The 10,067-nt window shown below is 36.8% G+C and carries 6 protein-coding genes; 3 read left to right on the plus strand and 3 right to left on the minus strand.

Annotated elements, in window-relative coordinates:
* Positions 1 to 220 precede the first annotated feature (220 nt).
* From dinB to ACESQI_RS07615, 3 genes are all read right to left on the minus strand, one after another.
* A complete protein-coding gene (gene dinB / locus ACESQI_RS07605) occupies positions 221 to 1,312 on the minus strand; it encodes a DNA polymerase IV (RefSeq protein ID WP_370788804.1) in 1,092 nt (363 codons plus the stop codon).
* 83 nt (positions 1,313 to 1,395) lie between these two features.
* Positions 1,396 to 2,460: a DNA-binding response regulator gene (locus ACESQI_RS07610; RefSeq protein WP_002559701.1), complete on the minus strand. Its 1,065-nt coding sequence runs from the start codon at positions 2,458 to 2,460 to the stop codon at positions 1,396 to 1,398.
* The gene (locus ACESQI_RS07615) at positions 2,415 to 5,144 is read right to left on the minus strand and encodes a two-component regulator propeller domain-containing protein (protein ID WP_007484483.1); all 2,730 of its coding nucleotides are present in this window, start codon (positions 5,142 to 5,144) and stop codon (positions 2,415 to 2,417) included. Before ACESQI_RS07615 ends, ACESQI_RS07610 begins: the two co-directional genes overlap by 46 nt.
* 503 nt (positions 5,145 to 5,647) lie before the next feature.
* On the opposite strand from ACESQI_RS07615, the gene ACESQI_RS07620 reads away from it, so the two are divergent.
* The 3 genes from ACESQI_RS07620 (at position 5,648) to ACESQI_RS07630 (ending at position 10,009) form a co-directional block, all read left to right on the plus strand.
* Positions 5,648 to 7,141 (plus strand): IMP dehydrogenase, encoded by a 1,494-nt coding sequence (locus ACESQI_RS07620; protein ID WP_002559699.1) that lies wholly within the window; start codon positions 5,648 to 5,650, stop codon positions 7,139 to 7,141.
* A 578-nt stretch (positions 7,142 to 7,719) separates the two neighbouring features.
* Positions 7,720 to 9,087 carry a site-specific integrase gene (locus tag ACESQI_RS07625; protein ID WP_234138360.1) on the plus strand — a complete coding sequence of 456 codons (1,368 nt, stop codon included), beginning with the start codon at positions 7,720 to 7,722 and terminating at the stop codon, positions 9,085 to 9,087.
* 79 nt (positions 9,088 to 9,166) lie between these two features.
* Positions 9,167 to 10,009: a hypothetical protein gene (locus ACESQI_RS07630; protein WP_373125658.1), complete on the plus strand. Its 843-nt coding sequence runs from the start codon at positions 9,167 to 9,169 to the stop codon at positions 10,007 to 10,009.
* Positions 10,010 to 10,067 lie beyond the last annotated feature (58 nt).

Raw genomic sequence — 10,067 nt, forward strand, 5'->3', positions numbered from 1 at the left:
AGATTAAACATGAATTATAATAATAGAAAACCACTCTCGAAAAGGGTTATCCGAGAGCAAACGAAAGGACAATCTGTATTAGAAATACAGATTGTTTATAAAACCAAATCCGATTTAAAAGTCATTGTCATGCTGCAAAGATATATAATATTCTGTTTTACAGCAAATTTATTACCTATAAAATGTATTATCATCACATTATATATCTACTTTGTAATCCTTATCCCCAGTCACTAAATTCAAAACTAAGTTGTTCCCACACTCCGTGTTGCTCTTCCATTTCATCTTTCGGATTGGAAACAGAAAGTCCTATCAACCGAATAGGGTGATGTTCATAATCCACCTCTTTTAATAACTGTTTTGCTAAGGGAAGAATCTTATCCAAATTCATCAGTTCATTAACCTGGGTGATACTACGCGTTATCTGACTAAAATCATGAAACTTAATCTTTAACGTCAGTGTATTTCCTCTAAATTCCTTTCGATGTAATCTCTCTACCAGCTCCACTGCCACATGATACAGTTCAATAATAACTGAAGAGTGTAAAGAGATATCTTTCTCTAATGTTCGTTCGCAACCAATAGATTTACGGATGCGAACAGCTTCTACCGGGCGAAGATCTACTCCACGGGCAAAATCATAATACAATGTACCAACCTTACCAAACTGCCGGATAAGCATTTCCACCGAACATGTGCGTAACTGTAATCCATTATGAATACCCAAAGAATGCATTTTTTTAGCGGTCACTGGCCCTACTCCCCAAAATGATTCAATAGGCAGAGTAGCTATAAAATCCATTGCCTGATCCGGATGAATGGTACACAAGCCGTCGGGTTTACGATAGTCCGAAGCAATCTTTGCCAAAAATTTATTGTAAGACACACCGGCGGAAGCTACCAGGTTCAATTCTTCCCGAATACGTTTTTTAATTTCACAAGCTATATCTACAGCAAGCCGGATTCCTTGTTTGTTCTCCGTCACATCCAGAAAAGCCTCATCCAGTGAAAGTGGTTCAATGATATCCGTATAATCATGAAATATTTCATGTATCTGACGTGATACGGATTTATACACTTCCATTCGTCCGGGAACAAAGATCAATTGTGGACACAAACGCTTGGCTTTTTGCGATGCCATGGCCGAACGTACCCCATAACGACGAGCCTCATAGCTGGCAGCCGCCACTACACCCCGTTCTTCCGAATGCCCTACAGCAAGCGGTTTGCCACGCAGTTCCGGATTATCCCGCTGCTCTACGGAAGCATAAAATGCGTCCATGTCAATATGAATTATTTTTCGCTCCACAATCTTTTGTTTCGAGGATCAAATATAAGAAAATCCGCATATATCCTAATAGGATTTACACGGATTTTCATTTCACTAACCTCCGGTTATAAACTATTCACAAACTTTTTGGGCGATTCCCCGTAATACTTCTTAAAAACCTCCCGGAAGTATTTCGGATCACTAAAACCTGTAAGATCTGCTACCTCGGCTACCGTATATTTTTTACTCATCAATAGAATCAACGCTTTATTCAGCTTCACCGTACGAATGTAGTCGGCCGGTGCCTGATGAGTGATCGATTTGATTCTGGTATAAAAACCGGACCGGCTCATATTCATTTCAGCACTAAGCATATCCACATTAAAATCGGGATTGGAAAGATTCTCCTCCACGAGCCTCCGTACTTTATCAAGAAAATTTTGTTCATCTCCGGAGAAAGCATCTTCAAGATCGGATTTAGCCTCATCTTTACCACCAAGTACCAATGTTATATATCTTTTTCTTATAATCCGGCGATTAAATATTAAGTTGTTTATCTCTACCCGCAGGCGAGATATATCGAGAGGCAACGCCAAACAACAATCTGCCACTCTTTGAGAATCATCTCCCACATTCACAGGATCTTTGAATAGAATAACAGGAATATGAGCAGTTTTCACATCTGATTTTATTTGAAGACAAAGTTTTTCTCCCGAAATCATATCAAAAGCCTCAGCCAAAAGTACAACCTCCGGTCGTTCTTTACGTATTACATCACAGATCGACTCTGCTTTAGATACCGTATAAACATTGTATTCTTCTGATAACACCTGTATTAAGAATGAACTGAATTCTCGATTTTCTTCCACCAACAGGATAGAATGCTTCTCTCGATTTTCTCTTTCTGAAAACTTCCCGCAAACGGTGTCTCTCAACAAAAAAGCCTCCTCATCCGGATGTTTTTTATAAGTAGAAAATGAAGTTCTGAATAATGAAGTAACTGACAATGAATCCTGCACACTTGAGAATTTTCTGAAAACGATAGGGAAAGTGAGAATGACAGATGCTTTTTTATTTTTGTTTGAACAGAAAAGAATTTTTCCTTTATGTAATTGTATTAATCTACGGATTAGCAACCAACTTATTACGCCAAATGAGTAAGTTTCCTTCCCTTTTTTGTGATATAGCATTTTTTTTTAACACAGTCATTATCTGTAAATTCTAATTTAATTTTCCAGTTTCGCAAAGTATATACAGTAACTATTTCGATACTTTCTCCCTCATTCATACAATCAACTATCATTTCTAATAGCCCCTGTAATATGGCCGTCATCTTTTCTTTATCAATCCAAACATGTGCAAAACCGGGGGTTCCTTCCCAATGCAATTTTATTTTTTTCTGCTTTACAGAAGAAGATATGGATTCTATTGTTTCACCCAAGTAAGTATTCAACTCTGTTTCGAGTAAAGAGAGCCGTCGGGGATGAGAAGTTATACGCCCAACAGTAACTAAATTAGTAAACATACTATCAATACCTTTGATCTGTTGCAAAATATTTTTAAGAGTATCCGAAGAATACTGCCGACATAGATTTTCCAATGGATTTTTAATCAATGTCAATGGCATGCACACATCACGGGCGGCACTAACAAAGACTTTCACTGTTTCCCTGGATAAGTTTCTCTGTCTCCATACCAACCAAACATAAACAAACAGAAATCCCAATAACACGATCAATATGCCATAGCATAAAAAAGCCCCTCTCGTTTGCCACAAGGGGGGATGTATGATGACCCGCATATTTCTTTGTGAAATCGGATTACCATTCTGCGCGGATACTGCCCGCACAGACACCAGATGTTCTCCCGGAGTAAGATTGGAAAAAGAAATAAGATTTTTTCGGGTAGGTGGAGTCCACTTCCGGTTATTTAATTTCCATGAATACAGAATCAATTCAGACGCATCATAATTTATAGTAGCAGCTGTAAATGAGAATGTATTTTGATCATAACCCAAATTCAACACTTTCGTATAATTCAGAGCATGGTTTAGGGGAGTATTCTTCGTGGTAGTAGTAATCAGCTGATGTAAAATACTAAAATTATCCAAATACAGATATGGATGAATACCATTCAACGAAAATGATGCCTGTTTATCAAACCGGAATGCTCCCATAGAGGTGCCCAACATTAAAATTCCGTCCCTCAAAGAACTTCCGGAAGTAAGATTGTCAATTCCTCCCAATAATAAATGAAATTCCTTATTCGCCGGATTAAAATTATAAAGTTCTTTTCCGGTTCCTATCAACATACAATCTCCATCCGGTACAATCAAAGAAATGTCACGAATGTATTCACTGGCATAAATTTCAGTCTGATCCTCTTCCTGATTTATAATTAATAACCCCTTCCCCCCTGTACCAACATAAAGCTTTCCATATTCATCCTGATAGAGTGAACGGATAAAAGGTTGTGAAGACACAGGCAATTTAATCCTTTTCCATTCCTGAGTTTTCCCATTTAGTAAATATAACCCACAGTCAGTACCTATCCATACATAAGTATCGTCTTTTGGAAAAACTACATTGGCAGATATTGCATCAGCAAATTTATCCCCTATTTCCATTTCATCTTTACGAATCAGAAATAATCCATGCATATAGTTGGCCACACAAATATCTCCCGAAGGCAATTCACAAAGAGAGGTGTATAACTTACAAGGTAAGTTTGATGTCAGCTCCTGCCACTGATGAGTCTCAGGAGAATAACAACAAACTCCCTTATCGGTAGCAAACCAAATATGCCCTTCCGAATCCCTCAGCACAGCATTTACCCTGTCATTAAGCAGCGATTGATTATTTCCTTCAATGTGCCTGAACCATTTATATCTTTCCTGACCAGGTGGCGTATACATCGTTATTCCATCCGGAAAATCAGCAACCCATAGGCGTTGGTATTCATCCACATACAAATCGGCAATTCGATTACTGCGGATACCCATTTCTTTTCCAATATCAGTATCGAGAAAAGGAGTGATCTGATAATTCTCCATATTCATTTGAAAAACCCCTACTCCATCGGTAGCAATCAGAAGATTATCCTCTCCCAATAACTTCAGGTTATTTACCCGAAGATCCTTCCAGCTTTTATGAGAACAGAGTAGTTCATTATTATCGCAATCAAAAATATTTATCCCTTGCGACCGGTCAACAATGACAAGATTATGCCACTTGGGAGAGTAAAACAGATTATATATCTGCTTACAGTGTCCTCCCGACAGTTCCTGAGAAATATTTGTAATACTCTCATCCAACAAAGAAAAAGAAAAAACACCCCGATCAGAGCTGAGATAATACTGACTATTCCCCACAGGCAATATTCCTGTTATATACCCAAAAGGGTGCTGTATCCGACGTACGGCCTTGGTAGGTAAATAGCAGACATACAATTCATCTTTGCTACAAAACCAAAAATTATCCAAACTATCAAGAGTTAGAAACATAAACGTTCCTTCCATATGCTTTCGAAAGTCAGAATAACCTTCAAAACGGTCACAGCTCCTGTTATAGGATAACAAATAACCATCTCGCGTAAGCACCCACAATTCTTTTTTACTATCAATAAAAAGTTCGCTATTAACTGAATAAAAGTCAATCGAGTCATTATCAGCCTGTAAATCATAGTGTTTCAAAGAAGTGCCATCATAGCGATTTATCCCGTTATAAGTCAAAAACCACATGTATCCGCACACGTCTTGCTGAATTCGGAAAATAGACCGGTTATCTGTTTCTCCATTTCCTGATACGTGTTTACAGATGCCGGCATTACACACTAAGCCATACATCATTATAACAATAAATAATGCATATTTCATTTTTTATAAAATTTAAATTGAAAGAAAGTAGTTTGTAAAAATCAGAAACTATTCAGCAGACTTTAGAAAGAAGTAATGCTGCCCTATTCACAGCGTGAGTAGGTGATCTTATTTTACGTGCTCCTTCACGATTCAAATCCTGCCCCTTCATGGTATAGGAATTAAACAAACGAAATACTATTTATATTCTTATATCAATCTTATTGATCAGACATTGAGTATAATGGAGATGAGGGAAACGTACAAAATCAATCCGACTGATATAACAACGAATTACACATTCAAATTGTTTAGCAGACTCCGCTAATATTGAAAAATAGAAAGGAAAAGAGTAATTATACAAACTAAAAGAACAATATAAAGATCAAGAAAAGAGAAAATGATGCATAGAAGAGTGAAGCATTCACGACAAGAAAACAGATATAAAAATAAAAAAAGTTCTCCCATACCTTTGAATCTCAAAAAAATGAGTAATTTTGCATGCCATAAAAATAAAAATTCTTATGGCAATCTACGTAGAAGAAGTTTCCAGAACTTTTGGTGAATACTTACTTATTCCCGGTCTTACTACCAAGCAGTGTGTACCCTCTAATGTTTCATTGAGAACACCGTTGGTAAAACACAATGTGGGTGCACAATCGGCAATCGAATTGAATATCCCTTTTGTTTCAGCAATCATGCAATCTGTATCCGGCCCTGAACTGGCTATTGAATTGGCACGTAACGGAGGCCTTTCTTTTATCTTTGGTTCACAACCCATTGCCAGCCAGGCAGAGATGGTGCGAAAAGTGAAAAAGTTTAAGGCTGGTTTTGTCACAAGCGATTCAAACCTGACACCGGAACATACGTTGGACGATGTACTCCGCCTGCTTGCACAAACAGGGCATTCTACTATTGGTATTACAGACGATGGTACCCCGAATGGCAAACTATTAGGACTCGTTACCAGCCGTGACTATCGCATATCAAGAGATGCACGCGACAAAAAGATCAAAGATTTCATGACTCCTTTTGAAAAACTGATTGTAGGTGAAGTAGGGCTTACACTAAGTGAAGCCAATCAGATAATCTGGGATCATAAACTCAACACCCTTCCTATCATTGATAAAGAACAACATCTGGCTTATTTCGTCTTCCGTAAAGACTATGACAGCCATAAAGAGAATCCCAATGAAGTATCCAGCCCGGATAAGAAACTATTGGTAGGCGCCGGAATCAATACCCGTGACTATATGGAACGTGTTCCTGCTCTGATAGAAGCCGGTGTAGATGTACTTTGTATTGACTCTTCAGATGGTTACTCGGAATGGCAGTATGAAACACTGAAATGGATCAAAACAAAATATGGTAACAAGGTACTGGTTGGTGCCGGTAATGTTGTTGATAAAGAAGGGTTCCGTTACCTGGTAGAAGCCGGAGCCGATTTCATAAAAGTAGGCATTGGCGGAGGTTCTATCTGTATCACCCGCGAACAGAAAGGTATTGGACGTGGACAGGCAACCGCTTTGCAGGATGTAGCCAAAGCACGTGACGAATACAAAGCTCAAACGGGTATCTATGTACCTATTTGCAGTGATGGTGGCCTGGTACAGGACTATCATATGGTGCTTGCTTTGGCTATGGGAGCTGACTTCCTGATGATGGGACGTTATTTTGCCCGTTTTGACGAATCTCCTACTAAAAAGTTATGTATCAAAAACAGTTATGTAAAAGAATACTGGGGTGAAGGTTCCAATCGTGCACAAAACTGGCAACGGTATGATATGGGTGGAACAGAGTCATTGAAGTTCGAAGAGGGTGTAGACAGTTACGTACCTTATGCAGGCAAGATGAAAGACAACCTTGCTGTAACTCTGGGTAAAATCAGAGCTACCATGTGTAGTTGTGGTGCTGTCAATATCCCGGAATTGCAACAAAATGCCAAGATCACCATGGTTTCATCAACAAGCATTACCGAAGGTGGCGCACATGATGTGATTCTGAAAGAGAAAGGATAATAATTATCATCTATCATATACACAAAAAAGGTTCATTCAACAAACACTCATTTTGCTAATAGTGTTAATGTGTTTTTTAACACTTTGGATTTACCTTACAAGAGTGTACATTTTAGTTTATCAAGAGTGTACAATATAGTATGGCAAGAGTGTACAATTAACACTCACATAGGTGTACACTCTTGTATATCTTAAAACAGGGTATATATATTAGCTATAAATCAAGCGATTACACAAGAATAAATATTCATATACTATCTTACATCTCTTTTTTAATAAATCTTGTACTTACTTTTTTGATAACCACATATTTGTTGGATGAACATAAAAAAAGAAACCACCCTTAAAAGAGTGGTTTCTTTTTTTGTGTGGAGCTGGAGGGATTGTTTCTTTGATCATAGCAGCTTTGACCTGAACGTATATACTACTATATATCAACAACATACATAACTAATCATATCTTTTTATAGCACATAGAATTTTGTACGCTCAAAAAAGGGGGGAGTAGGAATTAGGGCTTACTCCCCACGATTTTTATTTCTATATTCGCAGAAAAATAACTCATAAATATAATACGTATGATAGAAATCAATCACAGCTGTAGAACCTTCCTACACAAGAACAATCAGGTTATGATCCGAGTTAGATGGAATAATCGAGATGGCGAAGTTGGTTTTTCAGTTGGCTGTAATGCCGATCCAGACAAATGGGATAAAGAGAATCAAAGAGCTAGGTATAATACTACTCATAAAGTTGGTAGAAAGACAATGGTAGCTAGAGATATTAACAATCGTATTTCTCAATTTGTAGAGTGCATTGAGGAGTCTTTTACAGAGTATAGTTTAAATTCTCAGTTGCCAACTAAAAGTGAATTGAAAGAACTGGTTAATGAGAAGCTGGGACGAATAAAAAAAGAGGCTGTACCAGATGGGCTAATAGAGCGGGAAAAGTCTTTTCGTGAAATTTTCAATGAATTTTTAGAAGTTTGCTCTACAGAAAGAAGCTGGAGTGAGTCTGTACATCATAAATATGTTCAAGCATGGAATCATTTAAACAGCTGTGATCCCAACATATCTCTAGCAACACTTGATAAGAATAAGATGACAGAACTTAAAAAATGGTATGTAAAAAATGGATATCGTAACCGCACCACTGTAAAACAATTCAGAATATTAAAGTCTTTTCTTAGATGGATTGATGCCAATGGTTATCCGGTAGAGCAAGGAGTACTCAGCTATAAGGTAAACTTAACTGTGACTAAAAAGGAAGTGACTTTTCTGAAATATAAAGAATTACTCCATTTTGCATCTTTCCAATTTCCTAAAAGCAAAGAGTATTTAGATAGAGCTAGAGATATGTTTTGCTTTATGGCATTTACATCTTTACGTTATTCTGATTTAAGCGCATTAAAGAGAGCGCATATTTCAAATGGGAATATTGAGATGTATACTCAAAAAACGAATGATAGAATTACTGTTCCTATAATAGAAAATGCTCAAAAGATTATAGATAAATATTCATGGTATCACTCCAAGAACGGTACAATATTCCCTGTTGCTTCGAATCAGAAACTTAATGATTACCTGAAAGAAGCTGCCGAGTTGGCTGGTTTAGATAGAGAGATAGTTGAAACCTACTTTATAGGTACGCAACGGCATGAAGAAATCCATAAGTTTTATGAAACGATAAGCTGTCACGATGGACGTAGAACTTTCGTTTGCTGTTCCTTAGCTTTAGGTATATCCCCGACTGTTGTGATGAGTTGTACCGGACACGCAGATTATGAAAGTATGAAGCCGTATATAGAAGTAGCAGACGAAACACAGAAGATGCAAATGGAAAAATGGAATACTCACCAATATAAGTCTGATATCATAGAAAAGCTAGATAAAATGAATCCGACACAATTGAAAGAACTTTGTGAACATATTAGGAGTATAGCTTAACAAAATTTCATATATTTGAGGCAGCATTCGGAAAAAACGGATGCTGTTTTTTATTGTAATTACTTAAATTAATACTATTATGGAAAATGAGAATAAACTTAAAAAAGGTACTTTTGAAAAGATAAGTGAAAACCTTTATAAAATCAATGGTAATGAAGTTCCTTTCACCAATGAAGGTGACATGGATTTAATTCCAATAGTAAGGGATATTGTTGAACAGGGAAAGGATGTAGTCCTTGAAAATTATAACTCGGGTAAATCAAGTTATTCTATTACTGGTGAGAATAGACCAATAACTAAACTTATAACTGAAATAACTGAATTTCTGGATTCATTGCCTATACATCGAAAAACTCAAAAGAATGGTACTTGTTACTATGAAATTGAAAATACAGAGTTGGCTTTTGAAGAAGAACTCATTCCTCTTGTAGAAGATATAATCAATAAAAGAGATGTATCAATTAGTAAATATAAGTTTCAAAAGGAATCATATCTCATTAATAATAAATCAGTGCCTGTAAATGATGTAATATTTGAAATCCGAAGTATGTTCGCATGTTGGTTGGAAGCTTGGAAAGTTGATGAATGCCATTATAATATAAAGGGGGAAGAGTTTCATATAAAGGATGATGACGTAGAAATAATAAATAAACTCATAAATGGAATAGATGAATCCAATGTGCCAAAATATGAACAGAAAAAATGTGTATATGATATTAGTGGTAATGAGTGTCTTATTACCAATCTAAGTTCATATATAGTTTTTCTTTTGTGTGATAAGCCTAATTTTGATGATAAAGTTGCGGCTGAAATTAAAGAGATTTATTTAAAAGATAAAATAGATCGAAATAAGAAGGAATTTGCTAAGAAAACATATTGTTTTATAGGCACTCTTCCTGAACCAACAGGGCCGACGCATTAAAATGCGCTGTCCTGTAAAAGTGTTGACAGGTATTTTTCATCCCATCCTGCTTTCAGCC

Origin of the sequence: Bacteroides sp. HPS0048 (assembly GCF_964240755.1) — a bacterium.
GTDB classification, from domain to species: Bacteria; Bacteroidota; Bacteroidia; order Bacteroidales; family Bacteroidaceae; genus Bacteroides; species Bacteroides nordii.

Bases quoted from the DNA above. Each gene is read 5' to 3' on its own strand.
- ACESQI_RS07610 (WP_002559701.1), bottom strand. From the start codon at position 2,460: ATGCTATATCACAAAAAAGGGAAGGAAACTTACTCATTTGGCGTAATA.
- ACESQI_RS07615 (WP_007484483.1), bottom strand. From the start codon at position 5,144: ATGAAATATGCATTATTTATTGTTATAATGATGTATGGCTTAGTGTGT.
- ACESQI_RS07620 (WP_002559699.1), top strand. From the start codon at position 5,648: ATGGCAATCTACGTAGAAGAAGTTTCCAGAACTTTTGGTGAATACTTA.
- ACESQI_RS07625 (WP_234138360.1), top strand. From the start codon at position 7,720: ATGATAGAAATCAATCACAGCTGTAGAACCTTCCTACACAAGAACAAT.
- ACESQI_RS07630 (WP_373125658.1), top strand. From the start codon at position 9,167: ATGGAAAATGAGAATAAACTTAAAAAAGGTACTTTTGAAAAGATAAGT.